Raw genomic sequence first — 15,437 nt, 5'->3', positions numbered from 1 at the left:
AAAAACGAGGCTCCGGAAACGGAGCCTCTAATAATGCAGCCATATGATGGAAGCTTTACGATTCGCGATTGCCGGAATCGTCGTTGCCGCTCTTCTTGTCATCGGTCGGCGGAGCCGCCGTTTCGCCCGGTTCGCGCGTCTGAATGCGAACCCTGACATTGCCGAGCGTGTCGACAGTCGGTTCGGCCGACGATTCTTTCGACGCTTCGGTCTGCTCCGGCGATTCGCCCGGCTCGCCGTCAAGCGACCCGGTCTCGATCAGCCGCTTGATCTGCTCGATATCGAGCGTCTCTTCCTTAAGCAGCGTCTGGGCAATCAGATGCACTTCCTTGCTCTTCTCGGAAAGCAGTTTCTTCGCCCGCTCATAGCATTCGTTGATGATGCGCTGCATCTCCTGGTCGATCTCGTAGGCGATGGCATCCGAATAGTTCTGCTCATGTCCGAAATCGCGGCCGAGAAATACCTGGCCCTGCGAATTGCCGAATTGCATCGGACCGAGCTTCTCGCTCATGCCGTATTCCATAATCATGCTGCGCACGATGCTGGTGGCCTGTTTGAAGTCGCTGTAAGCGCCGGTGCCGATCTCGCCGATGAACAGTTCCTCCGAAACCCGTCCGCCAAGCAGCCCTGTCACTTTGTCGAGCAGTTCCTGCTTCGTGACCAGCATCCGGTCTTCCTTCGGCAGCATAATGACGTATCCGCCGGCGCGGCCGCGCGGGATAATCGTCACTTTATGCACCATGTCGGCATGCTCCAGGAAATAGCCGACGATCGTATGACCCGCTTCGTGATAAGCGACGATCCGCTTCTCGCGGTCGCTGATGACGCGGCTTTTCTTCTCCGTACCGACAATGACGCGGTCGATCGCTTCGTCCACCTCGACCATGGCAATCTCCTTCTTGTTGCGTCTTGCGGCAAGAAGCGCCGCTTCGTTAAGCAGATTCTCCAGATCGGCCCCGGTAAAGCCTGTCGTACGCTTGGCGATGACATCGAGCTTGACGTCCTTGCTCAGCGGTTTGTTGCGGGCGTGCACTTTCAGCACCGCTTCGCGGCCTTTCACGTCCGGCCGGTCGACTGTAATTTGACGGTCGAAACGTCCGGGACGCAGAAGCGCCGGGTCGAGAATATCCGGCCGGTTCGTCGCCGCGATGATAATAATGCCTTCGTTGGCGCCGAAGCCGTCCATTTCGACAAGCAGCTGGTTCAGCGTTTGCTCCCGCTCGTCGTGACCGCCGCCAAGTCCGGCGCCGCGCTGGCGGCCGACGGCGTCGATCTCGTCGATAAAGATAATACAAGGCGCGTTTTTCTTCGCATTTTCGAACAGGTCGCGTACCCTGGAGGCACCGACGCCGACGAACATCTCCACGAAGTCCGAACCGGAAATGCTGAAGAACGGAACGCCGGCTTCGCCTGCCACGGCACGGGCCAGCAACGTTTTACCGGTACCCGGAGGCCCGACGAGCAGCACGCCTTTCGGAATGCGGGCGCCGACTGCCGCAAATTTGCGCGGATCTTTCAGAAACTCGACGACTTCGACAAGCTCCTGCTTCTCTTCGTCCGCGCCGGCCACATCCTCGAACGTGACCCGCTTCTTCTCTTCGTTGTACAGACGCGCGCGGCTCTTGCCGAAGTTCATCACTTTGCCGCCGCCGCCCTGCGCCTGATTGATCAGGAAGAAAATCAGGATGAACATAATCACGAACGGGATGATGGAGGTAAGGAATGTGAGCCAAATGCTAGGCTCTTCCGTAGGCTTGATCGTCAGCTTGAAGCCGTTCGTTCGCGAAGCTTCATCAATTTCCTTGACTACATATTCTTCAACGTTCGTGCGTGAGAAGAATCGGTCAGATTGCGCATCCGGAGGTGCGGTTTTATATTTACCGGTGACCAAATAGGAATAGCCGTCGAATTGCAGCGTAATTTCTTCGATATTATTGTTTGCAATCTCTTGCCTCAACTGGTCGTACCGAATTTCGGCCGACGTATCGTTTTGTCTGCTGATAAATTGGAAAATCCCGACGGTCACCAAGAAGATGAGCAAATAGAATCCAGTGTTGCGGATGATCCGATTCATCCCCTACCTCCTCTCAAGACGCTTAAAATATTTTACCATAGCATGTCTTTCCACCACAATAGAACGGCATGGGGAGGCATGTACGGCGAATCGCGCATCGGACTGGCCAACGGACTTTCCGCTACTTCTCATACACTTCGGGCTTCAGCACGCCGATAAACGGCAAATTGCGGTATCGTTCCGCATAGTCGAGCCCATAGCCGACGACGAAAGCGTCGGGCAGCGTAAATCCGGTGTAATCCGCTTCCAGTTCGACCGTCCGGCGGGCCGGCTTATCGAAGAGCGTCACGACCGTTACGGACTTCGCATTGCGGCGTTCCAGCACGTCGATCAAATAACTGAGCGTAAGCCCGCTATCGATAATGTCTTCCACAATCAGCACGTCCCGGCCTTCCACCGGCGTGTCGAGATCTTTGACGATCTTCACGACGCCGGTCGATTTGGTAGACTGGCCATAGCTGGAAACGGCCATAAAGTCGATTTCCAGCGGAATAGTGATTTCTTTTACCAAATCGGACATAAAAATAAACGCGCCTTTAAGAACACAAATCACCAACGGATTTCGTCCTTCAAAGTCACGGGAAAGCTTGTTTCCGAGTTCCTTGACCTTCGCCCGGATTTGTTCAGAATCGTACAGCACTTCTTGAATGTCGTTTAACAAATGAAGTCCTCCTATAAGTTATAGCTATACTTATGAATAAACAAGTGCAACTTATTCGGGCAAATGCCCGCTATCGCCCCGTTATTCCGCATCCGTGCAGCGTTCTACGCGAACGCGCAGCACCCGCCGGGTAGAGTCGTCAGGCAGCGCAAACGGCGATCGCCGCAATCCGGGTATCCAGACGATGCGATCTTCCGAATCGGTCAAAAGCGGCATCGCCTCCCGCCGGGAAGGCGGGATCTTCTCGTCGATGAACATATCTTGCACCTTTTTGGAACCGTTTAGTCCGATGACCCGCATCCGATCGCCGGGCCGGCGATTGCGTACCGTGAGCGGATACGCGAGCCTGTCGGCATCGAAGCACGCTTCCATGCGGCCGGACGGGCGCGTCTTCTCTCCCCCTGGCGCTTCGTCGAATCGAAACGAGCAGCCCGCTTCGGGCACGTGCAGAAGCCGGCAGTCGGCCGAAACGCGGTAAGCGTAACGACCTGTACGGCCGGGCAGGGATCGTCCGTCCCGCTGCGAAATCCAGCGAAGGGTGTCGTATTCCCTTACGCAGCGTATGCCGCCGCCGGCATCCAGCGTCCAGGTCGTCTCCTCGCCGAGCGCAGCGAGACGGATCGTCTCGATCCGTTCGAACGAGGCTGTTTCCGTTTCCAGTGACAGATAATTTAATATTAGTTTAATCAATCTCCTTTGTAAAGCAACATGAAGGCCCAGGAAGGGCCGGCGGTCCATCGCGCATTCGCCGCCCGAGCAGCGGACCAGCCGCTTGAAGGCGGCTTCGGTTTCGCCGGCCATCCAGGCGTCTTCCTCTGCGGCGATTTCGGACAGCCTCGCCAGCGCTTCCGGCAACCGGGGATTGAAACGGCTCAAATAAGGCAAAATGTCCAAACGCACTTCGTTGCGGAAGTAGTACCGCTGTTCGTTGCTGCTATCGATGCAGTACGGAACGCCGTTCTCCTCGCAATAGCGTAGCAGCTCTATCTTGTTCATACGCAAAAGGGGGCGAATGAGTTCCACCTTTTTTCGCGGCGGCGAATCGGAATACCGGCCAGGCTGCCCGGACCGGCTCCGCGCAGGATGCGCATCAGCACCGTCTCGGCCTGATCGTCCGCGTGATGCGCCAGCGCGATGCGGGCTGCGCCGCGGCGCGCGGCCACCTCGTGCAGGAAATCGTACCGCAGCTTCCGGGCCGCGGCTTGCGCATTCATTCGCGTTTCTTCTATATAAACAGGAAGATCGAGCCGCACCGTCTCGAACGGAACGCCGAGCCGGCCGGCGAACGCCCGAACCATCTCCGCCTCCCGGGCCGATTCCTCGCCGCGGAATCCATGATCGACATGGGCCGCAACCAGGCGAATCCCTTCGGGATCGGCCAGCCGATGGAGCGCATGGAGCAAAGCCGATGAGTCCGGGCCGCCCGACACGGCCACGACGATCGTCTCTCCCCGCTGCCACAACCGCTCCGTATGAGCGATATCCGCTATCTTCCTCACCAGTTCCTCCATGACTCCCCTCCCCCCGGACGTTTGCGTTTTAGCTGCGCACATACCAATAGATCGTGACGGCAAGCAAAGCGGCCGATGCCATAAACATGGCTTTCATCCAACCCGGAACCGCGCCGGCGCGCCTGTTCCCGCCGGGCCGGTGCATCAACCGCTGCCAGGCGGCAGCCGCTTCCCGGCCGTTCGCAAAACGGCCCGTCAACGCGCCGCCGAGCCACCCGGACAGCGGCCGCAGCGCATTGTTGTGCTGGACGAGCTTCATCAGCTCTTCCGGCGAACGGTTTTGCGGCAGAAGCGATGCGGCCATTTGCGCAAGCTTTCGCTTCTCGTGAAGCTGAATGCACATTACCGCAAACGAGAATAAATCATAGCCGGCGTCGGCCGTCCGCGAGCCGGCGTTCCAGTAGCCGCGGTCGTAAATCTCCGTAAACTGGCGCACGCTCTTCCCGAACGCCGTCACGCCGCCGTAATCGACCAGCTCGACGCGGCCGTAATCGGCAACCAGCACGTTCTCGACCTTCAAGTCGCCGAACGCCCAGCCCGCATCGTGCAAACCGGACAGTTTGAGCAGCAGATTGTAGCCGACAAGCGGGAACCATTCGGGACCGCTACGCTCGAGATATTCCGACAGTGTCGCGCCTCTGACGTACCGCATGACGTAGAACGGATGCTCGCTGCCGTCCATTGCGCACAGATCGTCCACATCAATCAGAAAAGAACCCGTCCCCGATGACCGGTTCTGTCCGGCCAACGACTTCAGCACGTTGATTTCCGACTGAAGATCGACAGCGTTGGCTCCCACTTTAAGAGCGTACCATCCTTTGTCCCGTTCGCGCTGCACGAGGAACACCTTGCCGTTGGCTCCCTCGCCAAGCATCCGCTCGACGCGGTAGCGGCCGCGATTCCACTTGCCGGTAACGATGACGCCCCGGCGCAATCCGAGCTCAAACGACGTAGTCACCCATCATCCCGTCCGTTTCGTCTTTGCTCCTCCTACCATACCTGTCCTCTCTGCAAAAATCAATGACGCGCATAAGCGCCGGTCCGGTAGGCGTCGTGCCGCGCATCTGCAGCTTGGGAAAAATGGAAGTAACGCCTTTCAAATCGGTTGTCCAATCCAGATCGAGCGTACAGTCGTCGCCGTAGCTCGTGCCCGGAAAATGAAAGACGGCCAGCTCGCTTTGCCCTTGCCGGGCCTGCAGGCTGAGCATCAGGTCGCGAATGGCCTCTTCCACCGCGTGGAGCTTCGGCTTCATGCTGGCGCTGGCATCGATAACCAAGGCGACGCGGAGACCGGTCGTCTCTCCGAGCTCGTCGATGACCCGGACGACCTCCCCGCGCTTGTCGGGCGGCAGCTCCTCGATTTTGCCGTCTGTGCCGAGCACCTGTTTCAGCTCTTTCTGAACGGCCAACTGGATCGTTTGCACAACCGTTTTGCGCGTCATCATCTGCACCGTTTGCGACAGCTGCCTGGTATTGACCAAACGGCTCATGCCGCCGCCGGCGCGGGCGATTTCCTCGATTTCGGCTTTGCCGTAATCGCCGAGCTCGCCCTGATCGACAACGCCGACGACATTGACCACAATCCCTTCCGACTGCGCGGTGGCCGCCGCCACAACCGGGTTGACGCCAACGTTCGAGCAGCCGTCCGTAATCAGCAATATTTGATACACTTCTACCGACCTCCTGACTTGTTCGGGACTTGTTCGGGAGTCTATAACTCACTCTACCAGTCTTCCCGAAATTCAGAAGGTTCATAACCTCGGCCTCGTCCGAAGGCGGATTTCGGTTATCAGTAAGCCCGCTCGTATTGGCGCGGCACCGTCGTCTCGCCATCTACGGCGCGAATCGCATGGACCGCCCAATAAGGGTCCTTCAGCATGCCGCGCCCGACCGCGACGAGATCGGCGTCCCCGCTTGCGATCGTCTTCCCGGCAAGCTGAGGATCGTCCAGCATGCCGACCGCAATGACCGGCACTCCCAGCGCTTGCTTGATCTCGCGGGCCATCGGCACCTGGTAGCCCGGATAATTGCCGGGCTTCCGCTTGCCGGCGGGGCCTTCGCCGCCGCTCGAAACGTGAAACATGTCGACGCCGGCATCGCGATACTGGCGGCAAATCTCAATGATATGATCGATCCCGTATCCGCCGTCGATATATTCCACTGCCGAAACCCGCATCAACAGCGGCATATCGGGCGGCATCACTTCCTTCATCGCGCGTATAACTTTGACGCCGAATTTGGCGTAGTCCGCATACTCGTCGGTACGGTCGTTGGTGGCCGGCGAATGGAACTGGTGAATCAAATAGCCGTGGGCGCCGTGAATCTCGATCGTATCGACGCCGGCCTCCACCGCCCGCCGGGCGGCGTCGCGGAATTTGCCGACCATCGCCTTCACTTCGCTTGTCGTAAGCGCCCGCGGCGTTTTGAAGCCGGGGCCGAACGGAATGGCCGACGGTCCGACAGGCACGGCCGCATCCTCGGCCTTCCGGCCGGCATGAGCAATCTGTATGCCGACCTTGGCGCCGTACTTCTGGCATTCCGAGATAATCCGCCGGAATGCGGGCACATGTTCGTCCGACCACAAGCCAAGGTCGTAATCCGAGATGCGTCCGTCGGGCTCAACATCCGTCATTTCGATAATAATAAGTCCCGCACCGCCCACCGCCCGCGACACATAGTGAACGTAATGCCATTCGTTCGGCACGCCGTCTTTGGCCGTAACCGAATATTGACACATGGGCGGCATAACGATCCGATTTTTCAGCCGCAAATTTTTAAGCGTAAACGGTGTGGACAAAGTCGCCGTCATCGTTCAGCCCGCCTTTCATTTTGAAAGTTAATTTATTTAATAGTTATTATAAACAACATCGGAAATAAAAATCAAAACGGCCGCGGCGGCACGGAGCAAAAGGTCTCCAACGCAAAAAAGGTTGTTCCCCTCAAGGCGTCATCGGAAGATGACATTCCCCGGGAACAACCTCCGCCGCTATCGGCCGTTCAGCTTACGGTTCGCGGGCGCTCCAGCCTGGACAGCCCCGGCCAGCGGAACGAAGCCCATTCGGGACGATGCCTGTCCACCTTGGCGACGACGACGGTCATATCGTCGGCAATTTCCCCCTGGTGATGCCGGACGACCCGCTCCAGCAGCGTGTCCGCAATCTCTTGCGGATCCTCCGCCACAATTTCCTGAATGACCCGCTTCATCCACAGCTCCTTGTTGACCGTGTAACCCGGCGCGTCGAAAATGCCGTCCGTCATCATAATCAGCGTATCGCCGGGCTGAAGCTGAACCGAAACGAGATCGATGTCCAGTTCCTGCAAGATGCCGATCGGCAAATTGTTGGCCGATATTTGGATTACCTCTCCTCCCCGTTTAATAAAGCTCGGCGTCGATCCGATTTTCATAAACGTCGTCTTGGCCGTATACAAATCGATCAGCGCCACGTCCACCGTGGCGAACATTTCGTCGGACGACCGCAGCATCAGGACCGAATTGACCGACTTGATCGCCAGCTTCTCGTCCATGCCCGACTGCAGCAGCTGCTGCAAATGGTCAGCGCGGTGCTGCTCTCGAGCCGGGCCCGCTCGCCATTGCCCATTCCGTCGCTGATGGCGACGGCGAATTTGCCGTTGCCGAGCTCGACCGTACTGAAGCTGTCTCCCGAGAGCAAATCGCCTCCTTTGGCCGCGCCCGCAACGCCAGTTTCCACTTCGAATTCCTTGGCAGAGCCGAAGACGACAAGTACAGGGTCGCCATTCTTCTCCGGGTAGCGCTCGGATTTGACGGCGATATTTTCGCCGAGGATATCGGAGAGAAGCGGGGCAATAATTTTCCGGCATTCGTCGTAACCTCTGCTAAACGTATGGTATACTTCAATTTCAACATTCCCTTCTTCTAAATTGATAATATCGACGCCCTGTATCGATAAACCGAGACCTTCCAGCGCTTCCCGGATTTGCTCTTCCTGCAAATGCAGCGTCTGGCCTTCGCGCTTGATTTCGCGCGCCAGGTCCTCCATAACCTGCGATACGCCGGACAGCTGCTCAGCCACAAGCTGGCGCGATTCCGCAAGCTGCTTGCGCCAACGTTGATCGTTGCGGTACAGTTCGTATTGCTGCCGCATCACATCAAGCACCTGCTGCGTCCTGCCGCAATGCCTGTTCCAGCTTTTCGGCAGGTCCTTGTTGCCGAGCGGCCGGCCTTCTTCCACCGCCGTCATCATATCGGTCATCATTTGATACGTTTGATAAAATTTGCCCTCCCAGCACATCGATTGGCGGTGGCAGCTGGCACACGTCCGCTCCGCAACCGCATTCATGAAATGTCCGATCTCCTCCTCTCTTCGATTCTCCCCGCCCGTCTCCGGCTGGATGGGGCCGAAGCTGCGGGACAATTGGCGAAAAATTTCCGAGAACTGCGCGACCCGTTGCGCGGTCACCTCCCTTACCCGTTTGGCGTATTCATGCTGGGACTTGGCATGCTCGTGCGTGCCGGGAACATAACGGGCGATCGTGCGGATCACCCCCTTGGGCGTCATCAGGAATAAAGCCGCCGCCGCGACCGACTCCCAGACGGAAGCCATAACATCGGTCTGATTGCCGACATATACGGATAGAATGGACGTGCCGAGCAGCATCCCGAAAGCGACAGCCATCTTGCCCGCATCGCGCAGCAGGCCGGCCAGCAAACCGGCGAAGGCAAGCAGGCTCATCTGCACGACGGCGCCCAGATCGACCAGGCTGAGAATCAGTCCGGCCACGACACCGACCGCAGTGCCGAGCGGCGCTCCGCCGACAAAGGCAAACAGCAGCAGCACGTAGCGGGACATGACATGTTCCGCCGACATGCCGTAAACGACCCAGCCGACCGCCCCTGTCATGACCGACGCAAGCAGAATCATGAGACAAATAATTTCTTCGTTTTGAGCGAAGCGCTCTTGCGCGTCATCGTCAGCACCGGCACGGCTTGCATAAACACAAGCGTCAATACGAAAGCGAGCGACGCTTCGACGCCGATCATCGTCAAGTCGTACCAGCCAAGCGCCTTGTCGATAAACGCATCGAACAGTCTGACGAGCAGCGTGGCCATAAACACGAGCAGCGGCGCGTACGATATTTCCGACTTTTCATAAGCCTCCATTCCTCTTATCAAAAGGTACAGCACCGCCAGCTCCATGGCGATCCAAACCGGCTCGGGCGTCATCGCGAAGAAGCTGCCGGCCACCAGCGAAAGCGCGACCCAGCGGCTGGCATCCTTGCGCATGAAGTGGATAACGGCGAAATAGGCGGCCGCAAACGGCATAAGCGATTCCAGCAATACGGCCCGACCGAGCAGAAATCCGATAGCTACCAGCAGCAGCGTCCACTTTTTCGCCGATAAGGCGCGGACGATCCGGCTGGAAGCTGCCGATTCCCGCCCTTTGCGAATCGCCGTCTGCATGAAGCTTGTCCGACGCGATCCGGGGAACATCACGACCTGATTTTTGTCCATCGCTACAGCACCACCATTTCGAAAATTGAGATGTTCCCTCATTATAGGAGTTGGTTTTTATAAAGTTTGTCAGATGACGTAGCCTGTCCAAAAGTTTTTCCGACAAAAGCGCGCATGTCTTCGCGCCTGTGTCGTATGAGCCGCAAACCCTTGTCCCGACCGGGACGAAACGTTAATCGCCGGCAGCTTCCCGCCGACTACGGGCGGGAGCATTCGCCGAAACCCGTGCCGGAAACCTTGACGAAACAGCGGCTTATCGTGTCGGGAATGCTGGATGTATCGGGAAAAGTTTTCGGCATACGGCCGGAAGACGCAAAAAAAGCAGAACCGTCTGAGGTTCTGCCGTTTGTTCGATTTATATCCTTATACCCGCTTGGCGCCGCGGCCTCCGCGTTTGCCCTCGGTATTCTTCTTCAGAGACGAAATGCGTTCTTCGCTGTCTTTCAGGAAGCGTAACATTTTATCCTCAAAAGACGTCTTGTTGTAAGGAGCCCGGCCGGATGACGGCTTGAAAGGACGTCCTCCGCGATCGCCGCCTCCGCGATTGAAGCGTTCCCGCTGTGGTGCAGGCTGCCCTTCGGGCCGGTCAATCGCCTGTTTGATGGAGAGTCCGATCTTTCCGTCTTTGTCCACGTTAATCACTTTGACCGTGACAATATCGTCAAGCTTCAAATGATCTTTGACGTCTTTGACGTAATTATCGGCAATCTCGGAAATGTGAACGAGCCCTGTGACACCTCCCGACAAATCGACGAATGCCCCGAAATGCGTAATGCCTGTCACTTTGCCCTCTAATTTGGCTCCCACTTCAATTGCCATAAAATAAAATGTTCCTCCCTAAAATTTTTGCGAAGTCAGCCTTCGGCAAGCCTAAGCATGCAGCGGGCAGCTATGCCCTTTGAAGAAGCCTTCTTACCGTGATTATAACCGAATGGCGAAAGCAAGGTCAACAGACGTTCACCCGTTTTGCAGCGGTATTCCCGCTTATTCCACAACTTGGATTTGAATCTCGCCCTTCTTGACCATTCCCTGTTCTTTTCTGGCCAATTGCTCGATATATTCCGGGTCGTTCAGCCGTTCCATTTGCTTCCGGAGCCCGTTATTTTCCTTGTGGGTTTCCGCCAGCTGGTTCCGGATGGCAGCAAGACGCATCGCCGTCTCCTCTTGCTGCTTCGCCTGGTTGACCAGCGTATATCCAGCCCAGCCCATGAAGAGCGCGATGACGATCGCCCACAGCTTCAACCGCCGTTTCGCACCCGAGTTGCCGGCTGCTTGTTTGGAGTTGGCGTACGTCATGCATGTACCTCCTTAAAACCATCGTTTCCACAGACGGGAGAAAAATCCGCCGACCGCCCGAACTCGTTTTCCCTTGTCCCACCAGACTGCAACAGGAGCCATCAGCCGCCCAAGCGGACGGAGGACCGGACCGAGCAGCCAGCCTAGCAGAAGCCAGAGCGGACGTGTCAATTGTAACACAATTTTAAAGAGGAAAATAGTAAGCGCGGCCAAAACCCCCAATATTACCCGGGTTAGACGGTAAATTAGGAATAAAGGCTTAATGATTACCAGTTCGAAAATACTAGCCCCGATATGCAGCATTTTCCGTACGGCGCGGATAAGCCAGCGAACGAGCGCAATGACAGGCCGGCTGAACAACCAGAAGTAACAGCAAATGCCGATAAGCAGCCCGAGAAAGACGTAGGCTCTCACCTCGCCGTCGTTGCTTTCGAACAACACCCGAAATACGATGATCGTCGCCGCCGTCCAATAGAGCAAATCGAGGACCGGAATCCACCAGCGGCTGAACCTCAATTCGTTCGAGATGACCCGATAGCCGTCGAAGACGAGGCCCATGCCGAGGCCGGAGAGCAGCATCATCGCCAATGTCCAACCTTGTGCGTCGAGACTCACTTGAACAACTTCCCTAGCAAGCCTTTGGATTTGGCATGGGCGTTTCCGTCCAAATAGGTCAGAGAATGAACCAGCCCTTCGATGGCGACAAGCCCCTGCTCCAGACTGAGATGCTTGATATGCAAATTTTGCCCTTTAATGGTAAGGAAACCGAGTACGGTTTCCAGCAAAAATTCTTCGCTGTCGAAGCTTTCCACATTCCGCACGCCGGTAATTTCCAGCAGCTTGCGATTCAGCATCTTGACTTCCTGGCGCTTCTGATCCTTGACCTGATCGTTCATCGACTCGTCCCTCCCTTTGAGACTAGCTTATGGGAAAGGGACGGGGTTTAGAACCGTCCGCATACGCGGGCATAAGGGGAATATCGAAATGACGCGAAGCTCACAATAAGGAAGGCTGTTCCGAACCGAACGATGGATCATTCAATTCCCGAACGAGGATGAGGTTGATTGAAAAAGATACTGTACATGATGGTGTTCCTTGCGCTTATGCTGCAGATCCTGATCTCCGATTATGCAGCGGCCGGGGCTCCCTCTTCCGTTCAGCCCGCCGAACAATTGGAGGAGGAGAGCGTGTATCTGATGATTGACAAAAGCGACAATTTCCTTCTCGTTATGATGAACGGATATGCCGTTTACCGCTTTCCGGTCGCAACCGGGCGCAACATTCATCTGACGCCGACCGGCCAATTCCGCATCGTGGCGAAAATCGTCAACCCGTGGTATGTGCGAAAACAGATCCCCGGCGGCGATCCCCGCAATCCGCTCGGTACGCGATGGATCGGGCTCAACGTTCCCGGCACCGGAGGCTACACGTACGGCATTCACGGCACGAACCGGCCGTATTCGATCGGCAGCAGCGCTTCCTCGGGATGCGTGCGGATGCATAACCGGGACGTCGAATGGCTTTACCGCCATATTCCGCTCGGTACGTCGGTCATCATCCGAAATTAAGCCGCATGGCCGGGCCGACCGGCCGCGCCGAAATGAAAAACGCCTGCGGGCAGCGGAAAAGCTGCCGCAGGCGGTTTCATTCTTCAAGCCTCATCGATTCGATCTTCGCGGGGACGTTCTTCTTCCTTAAGCAAGGTGTACATCCGTTCCGCCTCTTCTTTACGGGTCGTTTCCGCCAGCTGTTCGACGCGGACAGTGACGATTTTATGACCGTATTGAATTTTGAGCTCGTCGCCGACTTTGACGGCGCTGCTCGCTTTGGCTTCCCTGCCGTTAATCCAAATCCGCCCCTGATCGGACACGTCCTTGGCCACGGTGCGCCGCTTGATCAGCCTCGAAACCTTGAGAAATTTGTCCAGACGCAATTACTTGATCGCTTCTTTCAGTTTGTTGCCGGCTTTGAAAGCGGGAACCTTCGATTCCGGAATGGTGATTTCCTTGCCCGTTTGCGGGTTGCGGCCTACACGGCCGGAACGCTTGCGGGTCTCGAACGTGCCGAAACCGATCAGTTGCACTTTATCGCCGTTTGCAAGAGCCTCGGTCACTTCGCCCAGAAAACCGTTGAGCACCGATTCCACGTCGCGCTTCGACAGACCGCTTTTCGTTGCAATGTTGTTGATCAGATCCGTTTTGTTCATATTCCTTCTTCCTCCTAACATTCAATCCAAAATGACAGCAATTTGCTCGGGCCAAGCGTAAACGGCTTCGCCGGAGAAGCGTCGTTTTCGCGTTGAAATATAAGCAAAGCATCGTCCGGGGACGTACGCTTCCTTATATCCTTACAAGGCGCACAAGTCTATTACTTCTGCCTGCAACCGGAAAAATCCTCCCGGATGACGAAATTTTTTTGTCAGGCTTCCGAAAAGCGGCGAAATTTCACCGGCTAGACTATACGCGGTTTTTCGCCTCTTCCCACCAGCGATCCATTTCTGTTAGGTCAGTCTGGTCAAAATTTCGCCCGTTTATACGAAGCTGTTCTTCGATATAAGAGAACCGTTTGCGGAATTTTTGATTCGTTCGCGCGAGCGCTTCTTCCGGATCGGCACCGATAAAGCGCGCCGCGTTGACCGCAGCGAACAGCAAGTCGCCGAGCTCGCCGGATTGCGAAGCGGCATCGCCGCTACGGACCGCTTCGCGCAGCTCCCGCAATTCCTCCTCGATCTTGTCCAGCGCATCGTCGACCCGGTCCCAGTCGAAGCCGACCTTGGACGCTTTCTTCTGGAGCTTGTACGCTTTCATGAGCGCCGGCAAATCGGCCGGAATGCCGTCGAGCACCGATTGCCGATCGGGATCGGCGCCCTTGCGGCGCTTCTCTTCCGCCTTCATCCGCTCCCAATTGCGCAGCGCTTCCTCGGCATCGCTTGCCCCGGCCTCTCCGAATACATGCGGATGGCGGAAAATGAGCTTCTCGTTCAACGCCTGGATCACATCGTACGCCGAGAACGTTCCGGTCTCCTCTTCCATCTGGCAATGCAGCATAACTTGAAGCAGCACGTCCCCGAACTCCTCCATCATGCCGGCAGGATCGTCGTTGTCGATCGCTTCGATCGCTTCGTACGTTTCCTCGATAAAGTTTTTCCGAATGGACTGATGCGTCTGCTCGCGGTCCCACGGGCATCCTTCGGGGCTGCGCAATATGGCCACAATCTCGTGCAGCCGTTCGAACGTCCGGTTACGCAGGCTGGCATCGTCCGAACGAGGGATGTAAACGAGGGACAGGTTGCCGAAATCCGCCGACCGGTCCAGCTCGAACAGCGGAACGGCGGCGATCCGCTCTTCCCCGGGCACGCCAAGCGCATGGCCGACGATGACGGTATGCTCGTCCGGATAGACTTCCATCAGCGCCAGCTTTACATCGGAGGCGGTGAACGTATCGTACACCTGGCAAACGACGGTATGGATGTCCGGACGCAGCTTCGCCGGCGTCACATCTTGCGCGTCCAGCAGCTGGAACCCTTCGATCGGATCGAAGCCGAGACGGGTAAAGGTCTGATCGAGGAAGCTTTCGCCGCCCATAATGGTGTATTCGATCCCTTCGCGCGGGCATCTTTCCTTAAGCAGCGCCACGGTCCGCTCCGCCACCATCGGATGACCCGGAACGGCATAAAATACCGAATGCGCGGCCAACAATGCCGCATCCTCCGTACCCGGCGGAGCGGCGGACGAAAGGCGCCGCGCTTCCTCCATCAGATCGGCGGCGATCGCTTCATAGACGTCGTCGAACGAGTCGAACCGCTCGTACAGCTCGTCGTAAGAGCGGTAGGCGATGCCGTTCTCGCGCAGCAGCTTCACCATCGGATGGCGTTCGGTGCGCAGCCGTACGACGGGAGCGGCCTGCAATTGTTTCCATACGCCCAGCGTCAGCTGGTCGACGTCGCCGGAGCCGAGGCCGGCTACGATAATGTGCGGTTTCATGGTATGTAAACCTCCTATCACGTTTCCGCCGGAAAAGCGGCTTCGTAAGCGCTGGCTCAGATATTGCGCGGGCAAAGCCGGCTTCGCGGGGCGGGCCTGAACGGGCGGCGCTTGCCGTAAGCCCGCTATTCGCCGCGCGGCAGCAGCCGCCAGCGGCGCAGACGCGCGGCGAGGCCCGCGCCGCCCGGGAGCGCGCGCCATTCGCGCGCGCCGATGCCGCCGCTGCGCAGCAGCACGGCGGCGAATACGCAGGCGCCAACGGCCGTGCCCGTCAGCGCCTGCACCGCCGCCGCGGCCCGCGGCGGCAACGGAGCGAGCGCGGCGGACAGCACGCGCTCGGACAGCGTCAGCGCCGCGGCCAGCGCCGCGAGCGCGAGAGCGGTGCCCGCCCAGACGCGCAGCGGGGCGGGCACGGGCGCGC

Annotated in this window: 14 protein-coding genes and 3 pseudogenes; 1 reads left to right on the top strand and 16 read right to left on the bottom strand. The window is 57.5% G+C overall.

All coding sequences use genetic code 11. The annotated features are described in order from the left end of the window. Positions 1–55 precede the first annotated feature (55 nt). From ftsH to yabP, 12 genes and pseudogenes are all read right to left on the bottom strand, one after another. On the bottom strand, positions 56–2,074 hold the full coding sequence (gene ftsH / locus PACILC2_RS12560) for an ATP-dependent zinc metalloprotease FtsH (protein ID WP_062489605.1): 2,019 nt from the start codon (positions 2,072–2,074) through the stop codon (positions 56–58). Positions 2,075–2,195: 121 nt separating this feature from the next. Continuing rightward, a complete protein-coding gene (hpt, locus tag PACILC2_RS12555) occupies positions 2,196–2,735 on the bottom strand; it encodes a hypoxanthine phosphoribosyltransferase (RefSeq protein WP_062489607.1) in 540 nt (179 codons plus the stop codon). Between the two features lie 81 nt (positions 2,736–2,816). Then, positions 2,817–3,035, bottom strand: a complete 219-nt coding sequence (tilS, locus tag PACILC2_RS26875) for a tRNA lysidine(34) synthetase TilS (protein WP_244863472.1) — start codon at positions 3,033–3,035, stop codon at positions 2,817–2,819. A gap of 294 nt (positions 3,036–3,329) precedes the next feature. Then, positions 3,330–4,246: pseudogene (gene tilS / locus PACILC2_RS26870) on the bottom strand (tRNA lysidine(34) synthetase TilS); the annotation flags it as partial. Between the two features lie 28 nt (positions 4,247–4,274). Further along, complete coding sequence (locus tag PACILC2_RS12545; RefSeq protein ID WP_213529035.1) at positions 4,275–5,204, bottom strand: serine/threonine protein kinase; 930 nt, start codon at positions 5,202–5,204, stop codon at positions 4,275–4,277. Next, positions 5,188–5,916, bottom strand: coding sequence for a vWA domain-containing protein (locus PACILC2_RS12540; protein ID WP_213529034.1), 729 nt, complete (start codon positions 5,914–5,916; stop codon positions 5,188–5,190). The genes PACILC2_RS12545 and PACILC2_RS12540 overlap by 17 nt, the downstream gene beginning before the upstream one ends. Positions 5,917–6,035: 119 nt before the next feature. After that, positions 6,036–7,055, bottom strand: coding sequence for an NADH:flavin oxidoreductase/NADH oxidase (locus PACILC2_RS12535; protein WP_213529033.1), 1,020 nt, complete (start codon positions 7,053–7,055; stop codon positions 6,036–6,038). A 188-nt stretch (positions 7,056–7,243) separates the two neighbouring features. Beyond that, positions 7,244–9,737, bottom strand: a pseudogene (gene spoIIE, locus PACILC2_RS12530) (stage II sporulation protein E). 363 nt (positions 9,738–10,100) lie between these two features. After that, positions 10,101–10,556 (bottom strand): S1 domain-containing RNA-binding protein, encoded by a 456-nt coding sequence (locus PACILC2_RS12525; RefSeq protein WP_062489620.1) that lies wholly within the window; start codon positions 10,554–10,556, stop codon positions 10,101–10,103. A gap of 165 nt (positions 10,557–10,721) precedes the next feature. Next, entirely contained in the window at positions 10,722–11,033 is a 312-nt protein-coding gene (locus PACILC2_RS12520; protein ID WP_213529032.1) for an FtsB family cell division protein, read from the bottom strand. 12 nt (positions 11,034–11,045) lie between these two features. After that, positions 11,046–11,648: a spore cortex biosynthesis protein YabQ gene (gene yabQ, locus PACILC2_RS12515; protein ID WP_235593314.1), complete on the bottom strand. Its 603-nt coding sequence runs from the start codon at positions 11,646–11,648 to the stop codon at positions 11,046–11,048. Then, positions 11,645–11,929, bottom strand: a complete 285-nt coding sequence (yabP, locus tag PACILC2_RS12510; RefSeq protein WP_062489627.1) for a sporulation protein YabP — start codon at positions 11,927–11,929, stop codon at positions 11,645–11,647. Before yabP ends, yabQ begins: the two co-directional genes overlap by 4 nt. Positions 11,930–12,115: 186 nt before the next feature. Here yabP and PACILC2_RS12505 point away from each other — a divergent pair, with 186 nt between their 5' ends. Next, positions 12,116–12,601 carry a L,D-transpeptidase gene (locus PACILC2_RS12505; RefSeq protein WP_372447121.1) on the top strand — a complete coding sequence of 162 codons (486 nt, stop codon included), beginning with the start codon at positions 12,116–12,118 and terminating at the stop codon, positions 12,599–12,601. 83 nt (positions 12,602–12,684) lie between these two features. On the opposite strand, the gene PACILC2_RS12500 is transcribed toward PACILC2_RS12505, so the two are convergent. The 4 genes and pseudogenes from PACILC2_RS12500 to PACILC2_RS12485 form a co-directional block, all read right to left on the bottom strand. Next, the gene (locus tag PACILC2_RS12500) at positions 12,685–12,966 is read right to left on the bottom strand and encodes an RNA-binding S4 domain-containing protein (RefSeq protein ID WP_062489629.1); all 282 of its coding nucleotides are present in this window, start codon (positions 12,964–12,966) and stop codon (positions 12,685–12,687) included. Then, entirely contained in the window at positions 12,967–13,239 is a 273-nt protein-coding gene (locus PACILC2_RS12495) for an HU family DNA-binding protein (RefSeq protein WP_062489631.1), read from the bottom strand. It lies immediately after the preceding gene. 250 nt (positions 13,240–13,489) lie between these two features. Next, complete coding sequence (yabN, locus tag PACILC2_RS12490) at positions 13,490–15,016, bottom strand: bifunctional methyltransferase/pyrophosphohydrolase YabN (protein WP_213529031.1); 1,527 nt, start codon at positions 15,014–15,016, stop codon at positions 13,490–13,492. Between the two features lie 125 nt (positions 15,017–15,141). Continuing rightward, positions 15,142–15,437 (bottom strand): annotated as a pseudogene (locus PACILC2_RS12485) (polysaccharide biosynthesis protein); the annotation flags it as partial.

The sequence above is a fragment of the Paenibacillus cisolokensis genome (assembly GCF_018403665.1).
GTDB classification, from domain to species: domain Bacteria; phylum Bacillota; class Bacilli; order Paenibacillales; family Paenibacillaceae; genus Paenibacillus_AH; species Paenibacillus_AH cisolokensis.
Note: the sequence above shows the minus strand (reverse complement) of the source record. Positions and strands in the feature narration are given on the sequence as shown.

What these genes read in the sequence shown, in the direction of transcription:
- yabP (WP_062489627.1), bottom strand. Translation starts at nt 11,929, where the DNA reads ATGAACGATCAGGTCAAGGATCAGAAGCGCCAGGAAGTCAAGATGCTG.
- PACILC2_RS12520 (WP_213529032.1), bottom strand. Translation starts at nt 11,033, where the DNA reads ATGACGTACGCCAACTCCAAACAAGCAGCCGGCAACTCGGGTGCGAAA.
- ftsH (WP_062489605.1), bottom strand. Translation starts at nt 2,074, where the DNA reads ATGAATCGGATCATCCGCAACACTGGATTCTATTTGCTCATCTTCTTG.
- PACILC2_RS12535 (WP_213529033.1), bottom strand. Translation starts at nt 7,055, where the DNA reads ATGACGGCGACTTTGTCCACACCGTTTACGCTTAAAAATTTGCGGCTG.
- tilS (WP_244863472.1), bottom strand. Translation starts at nt 3,035, where the DNA reads ATGCGGGTCATCGGACTAAACGGTTCCAAAAAGGTGCAAGATATGTTC.
- PACILC2_RS12495 (WP_062489631.1), bottom strand. Translation starts at nt 13,239, where the DNA reads ATGAACAAAACGGATCTGATCAACAACATTGCAACGAAAAGCGGTCTG.
- PACILC2_RS12505 (WP_372447121.1), top strand. Translation starts at nt 12,116, where the DNA reads ATGATGGTGTTCCTTGCGCTTATGCTGCAGATCCTGATCTCCGATTAT.
- PACILC2_RS12525 (WP_062489620.1), bottom strand. Translation starts at nt 10,556, where the DNA reads ATGGCAATTGAAGTGGGAGCCAAATTAGAGGGCAAAGTGACAGGCATT.
- yabN (WP_213529031.1), bottom strand. Translation starts at nt 15,016, where the DNA reads ATGAAACCGCACATTATCGTAGCCGGCCTCGGCTCCGGCGACGTCGAC.